Genomic DNA, 17934 nt, shown 5'->3' on the forward strand with positions numbered 1-17934 from the left:
AATAGTCCTAAAATGAAACATAACACGACAATTTTCCGTAAACCTTTGGGACTACTATGATGACAGACTTATATTACATTTTCATTACAAGTTCGTGAAGAAACGCTCTTTAATAGTTCTAAAGAACCAGATTCCTTTTATTAACGGGTATGGTTCAACCAAATCAACATACAGTAAATTGAGGAGGGATTTCAATTGTATGAAGGAAGAGATTTTACGCGTTTATCCATGGAACCAAAGCAGGATTGGCAGGATGGTGAGCTTGGATATTTCCATTATGCCTTATCTCAAACCGCTCCGTACCTAAATTCTGAGGGCGTAACCATATTGAGGGAAATCAATGAAGAAATAAAGCGCCGCGGAGGTCTTAAACAGCGGGAAGCTGTTTGGACAAGCGACGCTTCTACATTTATGGGTTAATAGATTTGTGAGCTTTTTGGTGAGAAACTGGGAATGGATAGTCGTTCCTTTCATCCAGGGTAACAAAGCGGGCTCGCTCGTGGTCAAGTTCACCACCAGTGATTTCCGCTGTTACGACTTCCATTTCCCAAATTAAATGAGAAAATACATGCTTGATCGTTTGTTTCACTTCTTTTAACTCGATTGTTAAACCGTATTCTCCGTAAAACCAATGTGGAGCTGCTTCACGGTCTACATCCCCAAGCGGTACCATGGGATACTGCCACAATGAAGCGAGGAGACCACTTGAAGGTCTTTGCTCAATGAGGACCTCCCCTTTCTCATTTTGAATCAATAGCAGCATATAAGGGGCTTTCTTTTGTTTTTTCTTTGAGGATTTAACCGGCAGCTCCTCTTCAATCCCCTGTTCAAAAGCTCGGCACTGCTCCTGAATTGGACAAAGCAGGCAAGACGGATTTTTCGGTGTACATACTAATGCCCCAAGCTCCATTAGACCCTGATTAAATGAAGAAGGGTCCTCATGGGAAATCAGTTCTGTTATGAGTTCTTCAAATAGTTTTTTTGTGCTTGGCTTCGCAATATCTTCTTCCACATGTAAAATCCGGGATAGTACCCGCATGACATTTCCATCTACAGCTGGAATAGGTTTGTCATAGGCAATACTTAATATCGCTCCTTTGGTATAAGGACCGACACCTTTTAACTTTGCGATTTCCTCCGGTTCTGAAGGAACCACTCCTTGATACTCCTCCACAACTTCTTTTACTGCGTTTTGCAGATTTCTAGCACGGGAATAGTAACCTAAGCCCTCCCACGCCTTGAGCACTTCCTGTTCGTCTGCCTCTGCCAGGGCTTCTAGCGTTGGGAATTTCGTTAAAAAGTTATTAAAATACGGAATGACCGTATCAACACGGGTTTGTTGGAGCATAATTTCTGATACCCACACACGGTAAGGATCCTGGTTTTCTCTCCAGGGTAATACCCGCTGTTCATTCTTAAACCATTGAATAAGACTCTGTCTAAATAATTCTCGATCGAAATTTTGAATAATTTGCTGGACTCTCTCTAAATTTTTCATGGATCAACTTCCTTCGTGATAAACTACTAGTAGAATGGCTGGCCCAAAGGAGGAATCAGCATGGACACCGGCACACACGTGGTCATGGGTGTGGCACTCGGAGGGATCGCTACACTTGATCCAGTCGTCCAATCCGACCCTGCCTTATTCAACGCCGTATTGATCGGGACCTTGGTCGGTTCTCAAGCCCCCGATTGTGATACTGTATTGAAGTTAAAAGATAATGCGACCTATATCAGACACCATAGAGGAATTACCCACTCCGTTCCCGCGGTCCTTTTGTGGGGACTCAGTATTCCGAGCCTCATCTATTTATTTACCCCTGAAGTGAGTTTTCTGCATCTATGGCTATGGACTTTCCTAGCTGTTATCTTGCACGTATTCGTGGATATTTTCAATGCATATGGAACTCAGGCTTATCGGCCCTTTACCAAAAGGTGGGTGGCTTATGGATTTATCAATACATTTGACCCGTATATTTTCATTCTGCACCTTGCCGGCATCGTAGCCTGGAATCTGGGTGCCGATCCAGGGTTGATGTGGCTCCTGATCTATTTTGTCATCGCCGTTTACTATGTCAAACGATATTTTGATAAAAGGGAAATGGTTCGATTAATTAATGAAAATTTCGATCAGGTTGAACAAATTGCTACATCTCCGACCATCCAGCAGAACATTTGGAGAATTGCCATCACGACACCTACAAATTATTATGTAGGACGTGCAGAGAACGGCCATATCACCATACTGGATAAATTCGTTAATAAACCGATTGATTATGAGGATCCTGTGGTGCAAAAGGCTTTAACAGATCATAATATCAAAGCGTTTTTATCCTTTTCTCCTGTGTACCGCTATGAAATCACCTATTTTGATGAGTACACAGAGGTACGCTTCATTGACTTACGTTACCGTTCCAAAGGCCGCTACCCATTCGTCGCCCTTGCCCAGATTGATGATGAACATGGAGACGACTTAAAGATATTAAACTCCTACACCGGCTGGGTGTTTACGGAAGAAAAGCTTCAGGATAAGGTTAGTCCGATTCCTGAATCTAAAGGATAAAAACCAACGTAAGAGCCGTGCTTATCAAACAGCACGGCTCTTTTCTTTATCAATGCATGCGTTTTTTCTTCTCAAACAGTGCCTGGTATTTCGGATTTGTAGCGACATATTCATGTAGCTTGGGGCCATAATTTTCAATCCAGCGGGTGACAATCTGTTCAGTCACTTGCTTGCCTTGATAATCGTACCCGGCCTTCGCTCTTGTGGAATCAAAGTCTTCCCATAATAACTCCACCCAGGTTCTTGCTTCTTCTATTGTCATATGACCGTTTTTATAATAGAGCTGGTCAGCTAATCGCTCAAATATTTCATTCATTGTGTGATTCACCTCAACTTTACCAAGGATTGCAACCTCATTGTATCACATACTTACTGAACACCTGCACATACTATAATTGTCCCCCACAAAGGGACAACAGGAGGGTATCCAATGCGTAATAAGTCTAAAAACTTTCCGAATGTAAAAATGACACACTCGCCGGATGATCAAAGCGATATGCTCGCTTTACGTCCAAATGGAACCATTAATAACCAGCCGCAAGAGCGGGCGGCTAAGTCCAGAGAACGTGACGTTAACCAGATCGGGAGGAATCGCCGTGGGTAAGAAAAACTTTAAACCAAGTGCTTCGCCTTTCTACGCTCATAGAGGCGTTAAACACTTAAGTAATAAAGTCAATGGCGAAACAGAACAAACGCAGTCTGATATCATTACCGAAGTGCAAGCTAAAAAACGCATGTAAAAAAACAGCGCGCGATCCTTCGCGCGCTGTTTTTTAATTCTCTATTTTTTGCCCCAGCATGGATATTGGAAGAGCCTCTTCTGATTCTTCCGTTACTTTAATGCCGTCCTGGTTACGGCGGTATCCCCATGCAAATACTCCGTTCATATATTGAATATAAAAAGTATTCTCAGGATCACCTTCGATTTCATAAAGTTCTCCCGGTCCAAAGTCTCCCGGATTAATCATATATGATTTAGCCATGATGATTTTACGCTCATGAACCGCAAACTCATTAACCATTCCGAATTGTTCAGCTTTCTGGGCTTTCTCCGTTAAGTCAGCAATTTCCTGCCTTAATTCTTCCTGAGTCATATCACTATATCGACGTTCCATTCTATTCCTCCTCAAAACCTTACATACTAAAAGGATGTTACGCCTTTCTTTACATTTTATCAGGCTTTCTTCACAATGAATAATGATATACAAAAGATAATCAAGGAGAGAGATTCATGAGTACCGTATTCATTACCGGCGCCGGATCAGGGCTAGGCAGGGCATTGGCCCACCAGTACGGAGCTGCCGGATACAGAGTTATCGTTACCGGGCGCACAGAGAAGAAGTTATTAGTCGTACAGAGCGAAATTGAAGAAAAAGGAGGACAGGCAGAGGCTATCGTCTGTGATGTGGCGGAACCAGCCTCTATTTCAGAGGCCTTACGTCAGGTCGAAGATTTAGATGTACTGATCAATAATGCCGGACTTGGAATATTCGGCGAACTTCCTACGTACACGAAACAGCAAATGGATGACATGTGGACGACAAATGTCCGTGGAACCATGTTAATGACTCAGGCTGCCTATCCTAAACTGAAAGAAACAAACGGACGAGTCTTGAACATCATTTCTACTGCCGGGCTGCGCGGGAAGAAAAATGAAAGTGTCTATTGTGCCAGTAAATTTGCCGTAAAAGGATTTACAGAAAGCCTTCAAAAAGAATGGGAAGAAGAGTCTTTGACCGCCACTTCCGTCTTTATGGGCGGCATGAATACACCTTTCTGGGAAGAGTCCACTCACGTCTCCAATCCTGATCAGCTAAAGGGACCTGAAGGTGTAGCTGAACAAATTTATAACGAAGATGATGGACGGAAAGAAATTGTGATCGACAAGTAAAATTCGTAACTACCTCGCATTTTGCGGGGTTTTTTATTTGCTTGTATATTGCAGTGTTAAGTCACGGTTATAATGGGGAGTAAAAAACTTCGATTGGGCCGTCAGTCGACTTAATTGTGCCATGCGATGCCTCAATCGGGCCGTGCGGTACCAAAATTGCGCCGCATGTCCCCCCTGAGATTAATTCTTAACTATCCAACTTTTAAAGTAAGATTCAGAATCAAAAAAGAAGCTGGCCCAATGGACCAGCTTCTTCCTTTATTAAGTCTTACTCGCCAAGACCTTCTTCTTTCGCTTTAGCTGCAACGGCTTCTACCGCTTCGTCTTCATCAGATCCCTCAGCAGTAAATTTAATCTCTGCACCGTTTGGAATACCTAATGACATTACACCCATAATGGATTTCATGTTGACGGATTTCCCTTTGTATTCAAGGTTCACTTCGGATTGATACTTTCCAGCTACTTGTACAAGTGCTGTTGCTGGACGAGCGTGTACGCCGTCAGCTGCAGTTATTTTCATAGAATGTTCCTTCATGACGTTATCTCCTTTTTATAAATATTTATTTTGTAATCTCAATAATATCCGGATCGTTATGCTGCACTTCTCCAGAGGCTTTAACACGTACTTCTTGTCCTTCGGCTAAATTGGTGAATACAATCGGCGTAATAGCAGATGCAGCATGCTTTCTAATGTAATCTAAATCTACTTCCATTATCGCCTGGCCTTGTTTCACTTCATCGCCTTCGGAAATCAGTGCAGTAAAGCCTTCCCCTTTTAAGCTTACGGTGTCAATTCCGATATGAACAAGAATCTCCATTCCATTCTCGGCTTCTAACCCAATCGCATGTTTAGTAGGGAAAATATTAAGGATCTTACCGTTTACCGGCGAAACTATCTTACCATCTTGCGGGTCAATTGCAAAGCCATCCCCCATCATCTTACCAGAGAACACTTGGTCAGGTACATCTGTAATCGGCATAACTTTCCCTTTTATCGGGCTGACAAAGTTAAGGTCTCCTTTTGATACAGGGGCTTGAGCTGCTTTTTCCTCGTTTACAATTTCGGCAACATCTTCACGGGAACGAGGCGTTTTGCCATCAATAATATCTTGCATCTGTCCTCGTAGCGTATCGGAAACAGGGCCGAAGATCGCTTGAATATTGTTTCCTACTTCCATAACCCCTGAAGCGCCAAGTTTCTTAAGTCTGTTTTTATTTACATTTTCTTTATCGTTTACGGAAACGCGTAGTCGTGTAATACAAGCGTCTAAGTGAGAAATATTTTCCTGTCCACCCATAGCTTGCAGGATTTCATATGGCAGATCTCCTACTTCGCCTTGATCTTCTTCGTCATCCGCTTCATCTTCGCGGCCCGGCGTAGCTAAGTTAAACTTCAGAATCGCCCAGCGGAAGCCAAAGTAGTAAATCACAGAGAAGATCAGTCCAACGATGATGACCCACCACCAGTCGGTACGGTTTGGAAGAACTCCAAATAGGATAAAGTCAATTAGTCCGCCTGAGAAAGTCTGACCGATTTTCACTCCTAAGATTTCCATAGTCATGAAAGAAAGGCCGGCGAATACAGCGTGAATACCGAATAAGACAGGAGCTACGAACAAGAATGAGAATTCGATCGGCTCTGTAATTCCTGTTAAGAAAGAAGTTAATGCAGCAGAAGCCATAATACCTCCGACAACTTTCTTACGTCCCGGTTTCGCCGTGTGGTAAATCGCGAGCGCTGCAGCTGGAAGCCCGAACATCATAAACGGGAACTTACCAACCATAAATGTTCCTGCCGTGAAATCTACTCCATCTTTCAGCTGTTCAAAGAAAATCGTCTGGTCGCCGCGAACAATTTCGCCGGCTGCATTGGTATAGCTTCCAAACTCAAACCAGAACGGTGAATAGAAAATGTGGTGCAGGCCAAACGGAATTAATGATCTTTCAATTAAGCCAAAGAAGAAAGCAGAAATGGTCTGGTTTCCTTCAAGCATTAAGTGGGACAAACCATTTAATCCAGCCTGTGCAAAAGGCCATACCCAAAGCATAATGATACCTAAGAATAAAGACGTAAAAGCTGTGATGATTGGAACAAATCGCTTTCCTGCAAAGAATCCTAAGAACTGCGGTAATTCAATATTAAAGTACTTATTATACAGGAAGGCGGCGAGTATCCCGACAATGATTCCCCCGAATACCCCGGTCTGTAAAGTAGGAATACCGAGGACCTCGGCATACGCAGGGTCTGAGGTCATATCGGCGTCCACGTTCCCGAGCACACCCATAACGACGTTCATAATTAAATAACCAATAATAGCGGCTAACCCGGCGACCCCGTCACCCTTAGCTAATCCAATCGCAACCCCTACCGCGAATAAGAGGGGTAAGTTATCAAAGACTACACCACCTGCTTCGGCCATAACCTCTAACAAGGTTTGGACCCAAGGGGTGCCAAAATAAGGTACTTTTTCAACAAAGCTATCCTGAGCAAAGCTTGTACCAAAAGCAAGCAGAATCCCGGCAGCCGGAAGCAAAGCTACAGGCGTCATAAGGGCTTTACCTACTTTTTGCAACGTTCCAAAAGCATTTTTGAACATGTGATTTCCTCCTTAATTATAAATTGTGATCCAAAACTGGCTTCGCTTCCCAACAGATAAAACGGTTACATTTAATTTGAAAAATGAAAGCGTCGCATAAGACGCGGCTCATTCCAAAAGAGCACTAAAAAAGGCATGAGTATAGAAGATTAACCAGCTACCATTTGGGTACACTTCACCCTTATGATAACCGCGAAATCTTCCGATACTCATGCCTGATCGTGTCAGTAACACGTAACGTTAGGATTTATGGGTTAAACGTTGTAAATGAATCGTCAGATATATTGCTTCTGATTCATCTACTGGCTTCTTAAGCCACTTTTGCATCACTTTTATCAATTTCCAAGCTAAATTATAGCACACAGGGTATTCTTCTTTCAACATGTTTGTGAGCCGAATTTCTTCCCCCACACTTTCTCCCTGGTGAACGCGATCAATTGCCCGGTGCAAATGCTGTACCAGGCGGTGGTAATCAATACTTTTCTTATCAATCGTTACCTTCATCGTATCTTCGACCAGCTGAACTAACTGGTTGATCAACTGATTATGACGATTAATCTCCCGCAGCGTTTTATCCGTGACCGCACTATGGATATGAAGAGCAATAAATCCAATCTCGCCTTCCGGAAATTGTATACCTAGTTTGTCATAAATCATGGTTACGACTTCCATAGCAATCTGGTACTCCTTAGGATAAAGCGATTCAATCTCCTGCAGGAAAGGGTTCGAAAACTGCATGTTTTTCTTGGCCCGATTAATGGCAAAAGCTAAGTGGTCCGTTAGAGCCACGTGGATGTGCTGATTCAGCTCCTCCCCCATCCTTTGTTCAATGTGAAACAGGATGTCATTGGTAAAATCGATAAGTTCTTCATCGATGTGCGGAACCAGATCAACATATTGCTGCTTTTCCTTTTCGTTACTTAAAAGAAAGGTCTTATCTGCTTTGCTGAAGGAAACTGAATCATCCTTCTTTCGATTAAATCCAATCCCTTTTCCAATCAACACGACTTCCTCATAGGAAGGGTGTTCTGCAATAATCACATTATTGTTTAAGACTTTCTTAATGACCACGTCTCGCTCCATCCTATCCTCCCTCCTTAAATTCCAACTTTTTCAATTTATTAATAAAACGGTTTCAAGTGGTTGTTTCTCTATCCTATATTTCTTACGTTTATTTTACAAGATTACGATCGATCAGATATTTTCCTTTGTCTAAAAGCGCTTACGTCATGTACAATCATTAGGGTGTAAAAAAGTATTACAGGTAGGATAAAGGAAAGGAGCCTCATCCATGATTAAACTGTTTGTCAGTGATCTTGATGGGACATTGCTCGGAATGGACCACTATATTAAAAACGAAGATATAGATGCGCTGAGAAGAATGGTCGAACAAGGAACCCCTCTAACAGTTGCATCTGGACGCATGGACCATGAGATAAAAGAGGTGCTGAGCCGTCTTAAGGTGCCCGGACACCGCATTAGTCAAAATGGTGCATTTGTTTTTAATGAATCAGATGAACACATTCATTCAAAAACGTTCGAAGGTGATCTGGCCAGAAAGGTTATGGATCACATTGAACAAGAGCCTATGATAAAGACCGTTTCAACTTCTGATAAGACTTTTACGAAGGAACACAGTGAATGGATTGATAAGATTTCTGAACAGTTGTTTCACGACATTATTGTGGAACCTCAAATGGCTGATCAATTCGGTACAACTATTGCTCCGTCGAAAATTACTTTGCACGGAAAAGAAGACGATGTGATCGCAGCCTACAAGAGAATCGACAAAGCTTTTGGTGAAAGAACAGACAGCTTTATCTCCCATGAGACTTGTGTGGATATTATGCCAAAGTCCATCAATAAAGGCAGCGGGCTGCATTCATTAATCTCAGAACTGGGAATCCAGCCTCACGAAGTCGCCTGCGTTGGAGATTCATTTAATGACTTAGCCATGTTTGAACTTACTCCGCACAATTACGTGATGTCCACGGCTCATCCGGAGGTGCAGGACAAAGCTAATACGATTGTAGACCACGTGCATGAAGCCATTGAAGATTTAGAGAAAAAAGGATTATTATAAGATTAAAAGCTGCTGACGCTTTATTCGTCAGCAGCTTTTATTATCTTTCCATTCGGTGAAGGAGTTCATACGGCCGGACATAGTAACTTTCAACCGTAGTTCCACGGCTATCCCTGGCATCATTAATCCTGGTAATAAATTGATCTCTTGTTACTAGATCGGTTAACTCTACCTCTGATAAATCCTGAAACATAACCTCTTCCGTCTCTCCTGGACAGATTTTTAAATGCCCACTCACATACCTTCCTTTAAAAACAATGCACACGATTCCCTGGCTCATGTTGTGGTAAACGCCTGTGATCCCGTCTATGTGAGCACGGACTCCCGTTTCTTCATAGATTTCTCTTCGAATGGCTTCTTCCAGACTTTCACCTTTCTCCATCCTTCCACCTGGCATTTCATACGTATCATTGCGGTGTTCATTTTTTACAAGCAGCAGTTCACCTTTTTCATTGGTGATATAAGCAGAAACTGAAACAATATGCTTAGTGAAATGGTAATCTCCAGTACTTTCAATAAAGTCTTCCTTGACCTGATCAAAAAGGGGGGTTATTTCTTGTTGTCTTTGAGCGGCCATATGGTAAAGGTCGGAGGCATACACATTTTCTGTGATCCTATCGTAGGCTTCATAGGAATCATACTCCCATATAGAAGTAATTTCGTCGCGCGTCATTGTGACATACCTCCCGACCAGACGTGCTCCATGTCCTAATTGAGCGGGGAGTATGTATTCGTGAAAAAAGCGGGTACAAGGTTCATATTGTTCAGGTCTTATCTGGTATGTATATCGCTTATATATCATAGGTCGCCTCCGCATTATTATAGTACTTTTATCACTATTCAATAGTATACACGAAATTTATTTTTAAGTTAATCAAGTACTTTTTTCTCATGCCCTCGCTTAATTTTCTAAAATTAATTATTATAGAAAAGCTCCCGTTTGTTGAAGGCTCAGTTTCGAGATATTTAGGTTGAGAGGACAGTCCTTTGGGGGATGATTTCGCTTTCCGTGGGTATGCGCGGAGCCTCCTCAGGCTTCGCCTTCCGGGGTCTCCCCTGTCATTTTCATCCCACAGGAGTCTACATCATCCCCCTCCGGACCACGCCGAATCAGATACTCGAAACCATGTAAGACATCGACGGATTGAAGAGAAAAAAATATGTGATCATGAGGCTATTTTATGGTATGACGGGGTGGAATAGCCTGCCATAAAAGCATTTGAGACCGATAAGCAGGAGTACTATCTTTCCTAAAAAAGCGTACGTTATTCTCACTCGGCTGGGCTGGTGGGGAAATGGCGAGACTCCCATGAGAGAAGGAACTAGGTGAGATCCCGCAGCGAGTGAAACGAGCGAGGAAGCTCGGTGTAAAAAAGGAGGATCGACTAAAGTCGCCACGTCCTGTGGCAACGTCGATCGACCCTACGTCGTGTAGGGCCATAGGAAAGTGTTCAAATGTGGCATCACCCTGAAAGACACGACCAGCATAAGCCGAGCATCAAAAGGACGGCGGTCTTTCCGTCCGTTGATGAACGGCTTATGTCTCGAGTGTCTGGGTGATGGAACAAGACGAGTTATTTCCCCACCAGCACTCTTCCACATAGAGTAACGGAACCAAATTATCTCGAAACTGAGTCTTTAACTAATCGGCCCTATTGTTGATTAATTTATTTAAATTGGCGTGATTTATAATAGTACCAATAAATCACCTTTGGCTAAGAGGAATTTAGAGTTTATAAAACGAACGGTAAATAATTAGTTAGTTTACAACAAACCGATCATCCAGATGATTAAGTAAATTGTAAAATAAACCGTGCAGATTAAAAGAGGCAGTTCTGTTATGAAACCTATCCACCTAAATTTACCTGTATCTAGATCCTTCCAAAAAAATATGAGTTCCTTAAAAATTTCTTTCCAATTGATGTTTATGTAACCACTCTCCTTACTGCCGACAATCGGTCCACACACCTTCTACAATTCCATCTTCCATGATAGAAAATAAAAAGGCGACCTCCATGGCCACCATATATTATAAGAGTCATAATCCCAGACTAGATACTATTAACCGCATTCCTGAGAGCACAGTATTTCCTTCTACTTTTCCCCTTCCTTAATGAACTGACATAATCCTCTCATAGAATGAGGTTCTTCCAAACCAGTAATGAATTAGTCTAATTACTCTTCTACATATTCATCTAGAAATCGTTCAATTAAGTCAAACGAGAATCCTTTACGGTATAAACCTGTCTTGATCTTTTGTTTTAATTCATATCCTTCTGTTTTGTGGGCAAATTTCCGCAGTAACTTCTCTCCCTGGTAAACGACCGCTTCCCACTGCTCATCTTCACTTTCTTCCTCCGGGAGGTCAGATAATACCTCTTTTACAACATCTCCGCTAAAGCCTTTTTGCATTAGGGTCTGCTGGACATTTTGAATTTGCTGGCGAGCAGATTTCTTCTTATCGCTTTTTAACTTCTTTTCTGCGAATTTCATAGCTTTATTATATTGCTCGTCGAAAGGATAGTGTTCAAGAGCAGCATCTGCCTGAGAGGCCTGGACCCCTTTTTCAATCAATTCCTTTTTCACAAGAAGCGGCCCCTTGCTTGAGGTCATTACACGCGTCCTCACCAGTGAATTTGCAAACTCCTGATCATCGAGCAGTTTTTCCTTATATAGTCTGGAGACAATCTCATCGATGTGCTCCTCATCTACTTCTTTGTCATCTAAATAATCTCTGATTTCCTTCTCTGAACGCATTCGATAGCTTAAATAGTTGATGGCAAGGGTATAGGATTTATGGATCGTGTCTGTTTGAATCATCGTTTGAATGGTTGATTCATCCAGTTCCATATTCTTTTGAAGGCGATATTGGATCAGAATTTCTTCACTGACACTGAATCCGTAAGCCTCTCCCTGACCATGATCTAAAAAGATATTGTAGCGTCCTTTATTTTTCTTTTGAGTCGTAATCTTTGTAAGTTTCGCCATTCTAACTCTCCCTTTTCTTCATAGTTTAGCATGATTTGCATGAACCGTTCAGCGAAAAAGAATCGCTTTTACGGAAACCATTTAGTAAAATAATGGGAACGAAAGTATTTGAAGGAGGAATTATTTATGAACGTAGCCGTTACCGGTGGAACAGGTTTTGTAGGCAGTCACTTAGCGAATCACTTGGCTCAACAAGGACACAACGTTTACATATTGACCCGTAGTCCTGAGAAGCATCAGGATACAAGTCAAATCACCCATGTAGGCTGGTTAAAAGATGAGCATCATCCCGAAAAACATCTGCCTAAGATCGATGCCATCGTAAATTTAGCGGGAGAATCCCTGAACAGCGGGCGCTGGACAGAGGAAAGAAAACGTTCTATTCTCGACAGCCGTATTCAAGCGACAGAAGGCGTACTTGATTTGATTGACCAGCTTCCTGAAAAACCTCAAGTACTTGTGAACGCCTCAGCCGTTGGTTACTATGGACGGTCTAAAACAAAAACCTTCACGGAAGAAACGACAACACCGGGAAATGACTTCCTGGCTAATGTCGTTACCGAATGGGAAGAACGCGCTTCTCAAGCTAAAGAAAAAGGTGTGCGAACCGTTTATGTACGCTTTGGTATTGTCCTGGGTGAGGAAGGTGCTTTACCTAAAATGATGATCCCTTACAAACTAATGGTCGGCGGTAATGTCGGCACAGGTGAACAGTGGATGTCATGGATTCATGTGGATGACGTTTCCGGACTGATTGATTTCGCTATTCACAATTCTGATCTACAAGGTCCTGTGAACGGCACGGCTCCGAACCCTTCAAGAAATAAAGATTTCGGAAAGACCCTTGGTGAAGTGATGAATCGCCCTCACTGGATGACTGCCCCCTCTTTCGCTCTTAAAGCTGCCCTCGGTGAAATGAGTATATTACTATTAGACGGTCAGTCGGTTATTCCTAAAAAAGCGCTTGCTCATGGATACACCTTTAAATACCCTGATTTAAAGCCCGCCCTTCAGTCCATTGTGCAACAATAAGCAGACCAAAAAGACGAAGTTTGAAAAAGCTTCGTTCTTTTTGTGCCCTAAACTAATAAATTCCAGTATAATAACTAGTAATACTATTTGAAAGGCTGTATGTTGAATGAATACCGTTATTACGAATGTTACCATCCATCCTGTCACGTCCCCTTCCATTAAAGATGGAAAGTTGCACATTGTGGATGGAAAAATTTATGACTACGGCAAGGATATTCCTCTGCCAGAACAAGCCGAATATATTGATGGAAAAGGGATGGACTTATATCCAGGGTTCATAGATGTTCATACCCATTTAGGGTTGTATGACGAAGGAACAGGGTGGGCAGGCAGTGATGCCAATGAAACCATTGAAGCAATCACTCCTCATTTGCGGGCGATTGACGGCGCACATCCTTTAGATCCTGCCTTCTTCTCTGCTCGTAAGGCCGGCGTAACCACTGCCCATATTATGCCAGGAAGCGCGAATATGATCGGAGGTACGACAGCGGTCATCAAAACGGTCGGGCATACGATAAACGGGATGATCCTTAAAGAAATAGCTGGTTTAAAGCTGGCGCTCGGCGAAAACCCGAAGAGGATTCACTCTCAGTCAAAAAATGCCTCGATTACACGTCTTGGAATAATGGGGAAACTCCGTGAAACGTTTTATGCGGCTATGAAAGAACCGGAACCTGACCTAAGAGTCAAGCCCATTCTCCAAGCTCTGAATAGAGAAATCCCAGTCCGCATCCACGCGCACCGCGCGGATGATATTATGACAGCCGTCCGTTTCGCTGAAGAATTCAATCTTGACCTCAGAATTGAACATTGTACAGAAGGTCACTTGATCGCAGACCAGCTTGCCTTTAGAGATTTACAGGTCTCGGTAGGTCCTACTTTCACGCGTGCCTCTAAAATCGAACTGCGTAACAAGACGTGGCAGACTTACAAGATATTGCACGATCACGGCATAAAAGTATCGATTACTACCGACCACCCTTATACACCTATCCAATACTTGAATATATGCGCAGCTCTTGCTGCTCGTGAAGGAATGGAAATTGAGGATGCTCTAAGGGGAATTACGATCACCCCTGCTAAGAACCTGGGAGTGGATGACCGTGTTGGTTCTATAGAAAAAGGCAAGGACGCTGATTTAGTTTTATGGAGCGGCCATCCTTTTGAATATCTATCCCAGCCTGTCTGGACCATGATTGATGGAAAAATGGTATATTTTCAAGAATAGCAGTAAATGCTAACACCGGTAGATTATACCGGTGTTTTTTTATGTTCGCTGCAATGGCTCCGTTTACTGTAAGACGGAAGCTTATGTTTAATAATTAACACGGAGATTTAATAGAAACTTTTCAGTAAAACACATTGAGAACGTCAATTAGTTTGAAAATTAGCAAAATGGTGTATATGATGTATGTATAACAATTGTACAAGTTTTGATAAATATCACCACACCCTCTTCGATATAAATTGCCGCTAATCGGCAATTTTATATAAAAAAATCTTAAGGAGTGGAAAAATGAAAAAACTACTATCCTCTTTAGCTGCTTTCGTCTTAGTTTTGGGAGTATTTGCACCTGCCGTATTCGCCGATAATCATGGAGATATGGCTATGGTTCGTGTCCTTCACGCTTCCCCTGATGCCCCTGCTGTTGACGTCTATGTAGATGGAAACGCTGTTGTAGAAGGCGCCGAATTTAAAGCTGCGACCGATTACATGGAACTTCCTGCGGGAGAACATACGGTAGAAATTTATGCAGCTGGTACAAAAGGTGACCAGGACGCTGTTATTTCTGCAAATGTAACGGTAGAAGCTGGTAAAGCTTATACAGCTGCTGCTATCAATAATTTAGAAAGTCTTGAATTAAAAGCTATTGAAGATTCTATGGAAGCAACAGAAGGAATGGCTAAAGTCCGCGTAGGTCACTTCATTCCTGGAGCTCCAGCTGTTGATGTCGGGCCGATTGGTGGCGATGCTTTATTTGCCGGAGCTGAATTCCCAATGGTAACTGATTATAAAGAATTAGAACCTGGAACATACGACCTCGAAGTACGTACAACAGATGGAACCCAACTGATCGACCTATCTGGAACAACAGTAGAAGCTGGTAAAGTGTATAGTGCTTTTGCAGTTGGCACTGCCGACAGTCCTGAAGTTCTACTCCTTCAAGATTCCGCTGCCATGCCTTCTGAAATGCCAGAAACAGGATTTGGCGGAACAGCTGATTCTGGTTCTAATGCTATGATGCTTGCTGCTGCATTCGGAGTATTGGCTATGGGTGCTGGATTCATCGTTTTCCGCAAACGATCTGAAGCCTAATTATGAGAAGAGTTGTATATCCTATAACCCTGGGTTTCCTCGTATTTGTCGTAAGCTTTCAACTGCTTAAAGATGAACCCTCTGAGGAAACCAGGGTTCTTTCTAATTCACCTGAACCAACTACAACACAAGCGGAAACCATCGATCAGAAAGTAAGTACCCAATCGGAGGATGTTTTGCAATCGGCTCCTATTGAAAAAAATTATGATCCGGCAGTGATGGCTCCGTCGGACGCAGCAGAAGGAATTGTTCCTGTACGTTTAACTATTCCTTCCATTGATGTGGATGCTCCTGTTGCCCCCCAGGGATACACGGAGCAAGGCGGAATGGCTGTCCCTAACAGCGTGACAGAAGTAGGCTGGTTCGAGCCTGGTACGAAGCCGGGAGCTACCGGAAATTCTGTTATAGCTGGTCACGTGGATGGGCGGAACGGTCCTGCTGTCTTTTATGATTTAAAAGAACTTAAAGCGGGAGATTCAATCTATGTAGAAGGAAAAGACGGAGAGAAGCTGACGTATACGGTTCAGAGAGTTGTGGCTCATCCTTTGGACAATTCTCCTATTCGTGAATTGTTCGGCCCTACAAATAAGAAGGCTTTAAACCTGATTACCTGTACCGGCCCTTACGATGATGAAGCGCAGGAATACACGGAGAGACTGGCGGTTTATACCACTCTGTCCAGTTCATAAATAGACCATCTCATAGTCAAAAAATTAATATGGATTTTACAAAATTTTTATTCACTTTTTTGAGGAAATCGATTATTATAAATTTAGATGATGCTGTATTAGCTAGGGAAGGCAAATGGTGCGCCACCAGGGGGATATCCTGGTTCTAGTGGGTTCGATTCCCACCCCGAATTTTTGTGAGCAATTGATAAAAATTCGAGGGTGGTCTGAGCCTACTATTCAGCGTTATTTTCCCGCGCGGTTTAGATCACCCTCCTTTAATCAAGGAGGGATTTTTTATGCTAAAAAAACGTGATTTACATGACGCCCCGGTCCTTTTTGAATTGATGAGCCACCCAGAAGTTTTCCCTTATGTCCGTCATAAAGCTTCGTCGAGTGACGAGTTTTACTTTTTGACGAAGCAAACCATTGAAGCAGAAGATCGGGGTGAATTAATTTCACGTACCATCCTTGATGAATGGGGACAGCCGATTGGAACCATCAACCTATTTGATATTGATTCGCAGATGGGCTTTCTTGCCACATGGCTCGGCAGGCCTTATTTTGGAAAAGGCTACAACCAGATAGCTAAAGAAGCTTTCTTTGAAGAAGTGTTCTTTCAACTGGGCATAGAAGCTATCTTCATGAAGATTAGAAGAACCAACGTAAGATCCATGAAAGCTGCTCTTAAAATTCCTTATGTAACTTTAGGAAACGAGTCCTACCCTGATATCCATTCCTGGGTGAATAAGAAAGAAGACATTTATGACTTATTTGTCATTACGAAAGAACAATATATGTTCCATTACTACGGAGAACAAGAACAAAATGAGGAAATGTTAGAAGCATAAGCAGCGCTTATGCTTTTTTATTTCCTCGTTCTCATCTTGTGGATAAAAATACCCACACCCATGTTGATAAAGTGGATAAGTTTGTTGATCAGCTGTTTTCTGCTTGTATAGTTTGTGGATTATTTAGTGTAAAGGAAGGGAACGGAGCGTTCGTTTCATCAGCTTGCTCCAACGCTATCCCATTTAAAGGAATTTGAATCTCAGGTGTACCATGCACGCCAGCCGCTATTTCATATTTATTAAATATCAAATACAACTGATCATCTGCGACGTAAAAAGCCGTATTATTTCTTACTTTGGTGAATTTTTCTTTGGTATAGGTATCGGGTTCCTGAGCAATGACTTTTTGAACGCGTTCATTTAACTTCTCCATGTCGACCAGTTCATTAAGCGGTACAACTTTGCCATGGTCCTTGTTTTCAAAGTTAACCGAAGTAACTGTGGAGTTGTATTGTTCTCCACGCGAAATATGTGAGGTCATGACAACCGAATAAAGGTCCTTCTCTCTATATACTCCTGTTTCTTCATAGTAAAGAACAGGCATCCCCATCAGGTCGCTCGCTCCCCTTTTTACATCCCGAAAAGTATCTTCCAGTTTTTGAACAATCTTTGTATTGACTTCCCGCTGTAAATCCTTATCCTCCAGTTGATCAAATAACGGATAATCAAGGTGTATTTCCCACTCATGCGTAATTTGATCTTTATGTTTAATTTTATAGTGACTTTTCGCTTCCCCTATGCTTGAAAAACTTACGATAAACATAGCTGCCATAATAATTATCCAAACCTGTTTCAAGCTAATCCCTCCTGTTCTCTTTAGTTTGACCCAATAAGAAAAAATTACAGCGGCTATAGAATTTTTTTAAAGTACATAGGTCTGTTTAGATAATAATATTGTTTTTTTAGGAAATTTTGGTACAATAAATAACAATTTACATAAAGGA

At 42.2% G+C, this 17934-nt stretch carries 20 protein-coding genes; 11 read left to right on the forward strand and 9 right to left on the reverse strand.

Translation table 11 applies throughout. The features are described 5' to 3' along the window. Nucleotides 1-195: 195 nt before the first annotated feature. Nucleotides 196-420 (forward strand): cytosolic protein, encoded by a 225-nt coding sequence (locus LCM11_RS04705; protein WP_224893096.1) that lies wholly within the window; start codon nucleotides 196-198, stop codon nucleotides 418-420. Here the strand turns inward: LCM11_RS04705 and mutY are convergent. Beyond that, nucleotides 410-1498, reverse strand: coding sequence for an A/G-specific adenine glycosylase (gene mutY / locus LCM11_RS04710; RefSeq protein WP_224893097.1), 1089 nt, complete (start codon nucleotides 1496-1498; stop codon nucleotides 410-412). The two genes, LCM11_RS04705 and mutY, sit on opposite strands and share 11 nt — an antisense overlap. Before the next feature lie 60 nt (nucleotides 1499-1558). Between mutY and LCM11_RS04715 the strand changes: the two genes are divergently transcribed. Then, the gene (locus LCM11_RS04715; RefSeq protein ID WP_224893098.1) at nucleotides 1559-2563 is read left to right on the forward strand and encodes a metal-dependent hydrolase; all 1005 of its coding nucleotides are present in this window, start codon (nucleotides 1559-1561) and stop codon (nucleotides 2561-2563) included. A gap of 49 nt (nucleotides 2564-2612) precedes the next feature. Here the strand turns inward: LCM11_RS04715 and LCM11_RS04720 are convergent, their stop codons facing one another. Beyond that, nucleotides 2613-2879 carry a YfhJ family protein gene (locus tag LCM11_RS04720; protein ID WP_224893099.1) on the reverse strand — a complete coding sequence of 89 codons (267 nt, stop codon included), beginning with the start codon at nucleotides 2877-2879 and terminating at the stop codon, nucleotides 2613-2615. Nucleotides 2880-2993: 114 nt separating this feature from the next. Here LCM11_RS04720 and sspK point away from each other — a divergent pair, with 114 nt between their 5' ends. Both sspK and LCM11_RS20495 read left to right on the forward strand, forming a co-directional pair. Next, nucleotides 2994-3167 carry a small acid-soluble spore protein K gene (gene sspK, locus LCM11_RS04725; protein WP_087946046.1) on the forward strand — a complete coding sequence of 58 codons (174 nt, stop codon included), beginning with the start codon at nucleotides 2994-2996 and terminating at the stop codon, nucleotides 3165-3167. Beyond that, complete coding sequence (locus LCM11_RS20495) at nucleotides 3160-3303, forward strand: YpzG family protein (protein ID WP_224893100.1); 144 nt, start codon at nucleotides 3160-3162, stop codon at nucleotides 3301-3303. Before sspK ends, LCM11_RS20495 begins: the two co-directional genes overlap by 8 nt. Before the next feature lie 33 nt (nucleotides 3304-3336). On the opposite strand, the gene LCM11_RS04735 is transcribed toward LCM11_RS20495, so the two are convergent. Continuing rightward, nucleotides 3337-3678 carry a YfhH family protein gene (locus LCM11_RS04735; RefSeq protein ID WP_224893101.1) on the reverse strand — a complete coding sequence of 114 codons (342 nt, stop codon included), beginning with the start codon at nucleotides 3676-3678 and terminating at the stop codon, nucleotides 3337-3339. Nucleotides 3679-3794: 116 nt separating this feature from the next. On the opposite strand from LCM11_RS04735, the gene LCM11_RS04740 reads away from it, so the two are divergent. Next, the gene (locus tag LCM11_RS04740) at nucleotides 3795-4454 is read left to right on the forward strand and encodes an SDR family NAD(P)-dependent oxidoreductase (protein ID WP_224893102.1); all 660 of its coding nucleotides are present in this window, start codon (nucleotides 3795-3797) and stop codon (nucleotides 4452-4454) included. A gap of 268 nt (nucleotides 4455-4722) precedes the next feature. On the opposite strand, the gene LCM11_RS04745 is transcribed toward LCM11_RS04740, so the two are convergent. From LCM11_RS04745 to glcT, 3 genes are all read right to left on the reverse strand, one after another. After that, on the reverse strand, nucleotides 4723-4989 hold the full coding sequence (locus tag LCM11_RS04745) for a phosphocarrier protein HPr (RefSeq protein WP_014642312.1): 267 nt from the start codon (nucleotides 4987-4989) through the stop codon (nucleotides 4723-4725). A 25-nt stretch (nucleotides 4990-5014) separates the two neighbouring features. Continuing rightward, nucleotides 5015-7051, reverse strand: a complete 2037-nt coding sequence (gene ptsG / locus LCM11_RS04750; protein ID WP_224893103.1) for a glucose-specific PTS transporter subunit IIBC — start codon at nucleotides 7049-7051, stop codon at nucleotides 5015-5017. A 240-nt stretch (nucleotides 7052-7291) separates the two neighbouring features. Next, nucleotides 7292-8134, reverse strand: a complete 843-nt coding sequence (gene glcT / locus LCM11_RS04755; protein WP_224893104.1) for a glucose PTS transporter transcription antiterminator GlcT — start codon at nucleotides 8132-8134, stop codon at nucleotides 7292-7294. Nucleotides 8135-8342: 208 nt separating this feature from the next. On the opposite strand from glcT, the gene LCM11_RS04760 reads away from it, so the two are divergent. Next, entirely contained in the window at nucleotides 8343-9134 is a 792-nt protein-coding gene (locus tag LCM11_RS04760) for an HAD family hydrolase (protein WP_224893105.1), read from the forward strand. Between the two features lie 40 nt (nucleotides 9135-9174). Here LCM11_RS04760 and LCM11_RS04765 read toward each other — a convergent pair whose 3' ends face one another. Further along, nucleotides 9175-9807, reverse strand: a complete 633-nt coding sequence (locus LCM11_RS04765) for an NUDIX hydrolase (RefSeq protein WP_224893106.1) — start codon at nucleotides 9805-9807, stop codon at nucleotides 9175-9177. Nucleotides 9808-11309: 1502 nt separating this feature from the next. Further along, a complete protein-coding gene (gene recX / locus LCM11_RS04770) occupies nucleotides 11310-12122 on the reverse strand; it encodes a recombination regulator RecX (RefSeq protein WP_224893107.1) in 813 nt (270 codons plus the stop codon). 126 nt (nucleotides 12123-12248) lie between these two features. Between recX and LCM11_RS04775 the strand changes: the two genes are divergently transcribed. The 5 genes from LCM11_RS04775 to LCM11_RS04795 all read left to right on the forward strand — a co-directional run bounded on the left by LCM11_RS04775 (nucleotide 12249) and on the right by LCM11_RS04795 (nucleotide 16990). After that, the gene (locus tag LCM11_RS04775) at nucleotides 12249-13154 is read left to right on the forward strand and encodes a TIGR01777 family oxidoreductase (protein ID WP_224893108.1); all 906 of its coding nucleotides are present in this window, start codon (nucleotides 12249-12251) and stop codon (nucleotides 13152-13154) included. 106 nt (nucleotides 13155-13260) lie between these two features. Beyond that, nucleotides 13261-14382: an amidohydrolase gene (locus LCM11_RS04780; protein WP_224893109.1), complete on the forward strand. Its 1122-nt coding sequence runs from the start codon at nucleotides 13261-13263 to the stop codon at nucleotides 14380-14382. 288 nt (nucleotides 14383-14670) lie between these two features. Further along, complete coding sequence (locus LCM11_RS04785; protein ID WP_224893110.1) at nucleotides 14671-15471, forward strand: DUF4397 domain-containing protein; 801 nt, start codon at nucleotides 14671-14673, stop codon at nucleotides 15469-15471. 2 nt (nucleotides 15472-15473) lie between these two features. Continuing rightward, nucleotides 15474-16160, forward strand: a complete 687-nt coding sequence (locus LCM11_RS04790) for a class F sortase (protein ID WP_224893111.1) — start codon at nucleotides 15474-15476, stop codon at nucleotides 16158-16160. Between the two features lie 278 nt (nucleotides 16161-16438). After that, complete coding sequence (locus tag LCM11_RS04795) at nucleotides 16439-16990, forward strand: GNAT family N-acetyltransferase (RefSeq protein ID WP_224893112.1); 552 nt, start codon at nucleotides 16439-16441, stop codon at nucleotides 16988-16990. Between the two features lie 88 nt (nucleotides 16991-17078). Here LCM11_RS04795 and LCM11_RS04800 read toward each other — a convergent pair whose 3' ends face one another. Beyond that, nucleotides 17079-17786: an RsiV family protein gene (locus LCM11_RS04800; protein ID WP_224893113.1), complete on the reverse strand. Its 708-nt coding sequence runs from the start codon at nucleotides 17784-17786 to the stop codon at nucleotides 17079-17081. Between the last annotated feature and the right edge of the window lie 148 nt (nucleotides 17787-17934).

It is taken from the genome of Halobacillus halophilus, assembly GCF_020171985.1.
Taxonomy (GTDB): Bacteria; Bacillota; Bacilli; order Bacillales; family Halobacillaceae; genus Halobacillus; species Halobacillus halophilus_A.

What these genes read in the sequence shown, in the direction of transcription:
- LCM11_RS04785 (WP_224893110.1), top strand. Translation starts at nt 14,671, where the DNA reads ATGAAAAAACTACTATCCTCTTTAGCTGCTTTCGTCTTAGTTTTGGGA.
- LCM11_RS04720 (WP_224893099.1), bottom strand. Translation starts at nt 2,879, where the DNA reads ATGAATGAAATATTTGAGCGATTAGCTGACCAGCTCTATTATAAAAAC.
- sspK (WP_087946046.1), top strand. Translation starts at nt 2,994, where the DNA reads ATGCGTAATAAGTCTAAAAACTTTCCGAATGTAAAAATGACACACTCG.
- recX (WP_224893107.1), bottom strand. Translation starts at nt 12,122, where the DNA reads ATGGCGAAACTTACAAAGATTACGACTCAAAAGAAAAATAAAGGACGC.
- LCM11_RS04715 (WP_224893098.1), top strand. Translation starts at nt 1,559, where the DNA reads ATGGACACCGGCACACACGTGGTCATGGGTGTGGCACTCGGAGGGATC.
- LCM11_RS04740 (WP_224893102.1), top strand. Translation starts at nt 3,795, where the DNA reads ATGAGTACCGTATTCATTACCGGCGCCGGATCAGGGCTAGGCAGGGCA.
- LCM11_RS04765 (WP_224893106.1), bottom strand. Translation starts at nt 9,807, where the DNA reads ATGACGCGCGACGAAATTACTTCTATATGGGAGTATGATTCCTATGAA.
- mutY (WP_224893097.1), bottom strand. Translation starts at nt 1,498, where the DNA reads ATGAAAAATTTAGAGAGAGTCCAGCAAATTATTCAAAATTTCGATCGA.
- LCM11_RS04790 (WP_224893111.1), top strand. Translation starts at nt 15,474, where the DNA reads ATGAGAAGAGTTGTATATCCTATAACCCTGGGTTTCCTCGTATTTGTC.
- glcT (WP_224893104.1), bottom strand. Translation starts at nt 8,134, where the DNA reads ATGGAGCGAGACGTGGTCATTAAGAAAGTCTTAAACAATAATGTGATT.
- LCM11_RS04780 (WP_224893109.1), top strand. Translation starts at nt 13,261, where the DNA reads ATGAATACCGTTATTACGAATGTTACCATCCATCCTGTCACGTCCCCT.
- LCM11_RS04760 (WP_224893105.1), top strand. Translation starts at nt 8,343, where the DNA reads ATGATTAAACTGTTTGTCAGTGATCTTGATGGGACATTGCTCGGAATG.
- ptsG (WP_224893103.1), bottom strand. Translation starts at nt 7,051, where the DNA reads ATGTTCAAAAATGCTTTTGGAACGTTGCAAAAAGTAGGTAAAGCCCTT.
- LCM11_RS04735 (WP_224893101.1), bottom strand. Translation starts at nt 3,678, where the DNA reads ATGGAACGTCGATATAGTGATATGACTCAGGAAGAATTAAGGCAGGAA.
- LCM11_RS04795 (WP_224893112.1), top strand. Translation starts at nt 16,439, where the DNA reads ATGCTAAAAAAACGTGATTTACATGACGCCCCGGTCCTTTTTGAATTG.
- LCM11_RS04775 (WP_224893108.1), top strand. Translation starts at nt 12,249, where the DNA reads ATGAACGTAGCCGTTACCGGTGGAACAGGTTTTGTAGGCAGTCACTTA.
- LCM11_RS04745 (WP_014642312.1), bottom strand. Translation starts at nt 4,989, where the DNA reads ATGAAGGAACATTCTATGAAAATAACTGCAGCTGACGGCGTACACGCT.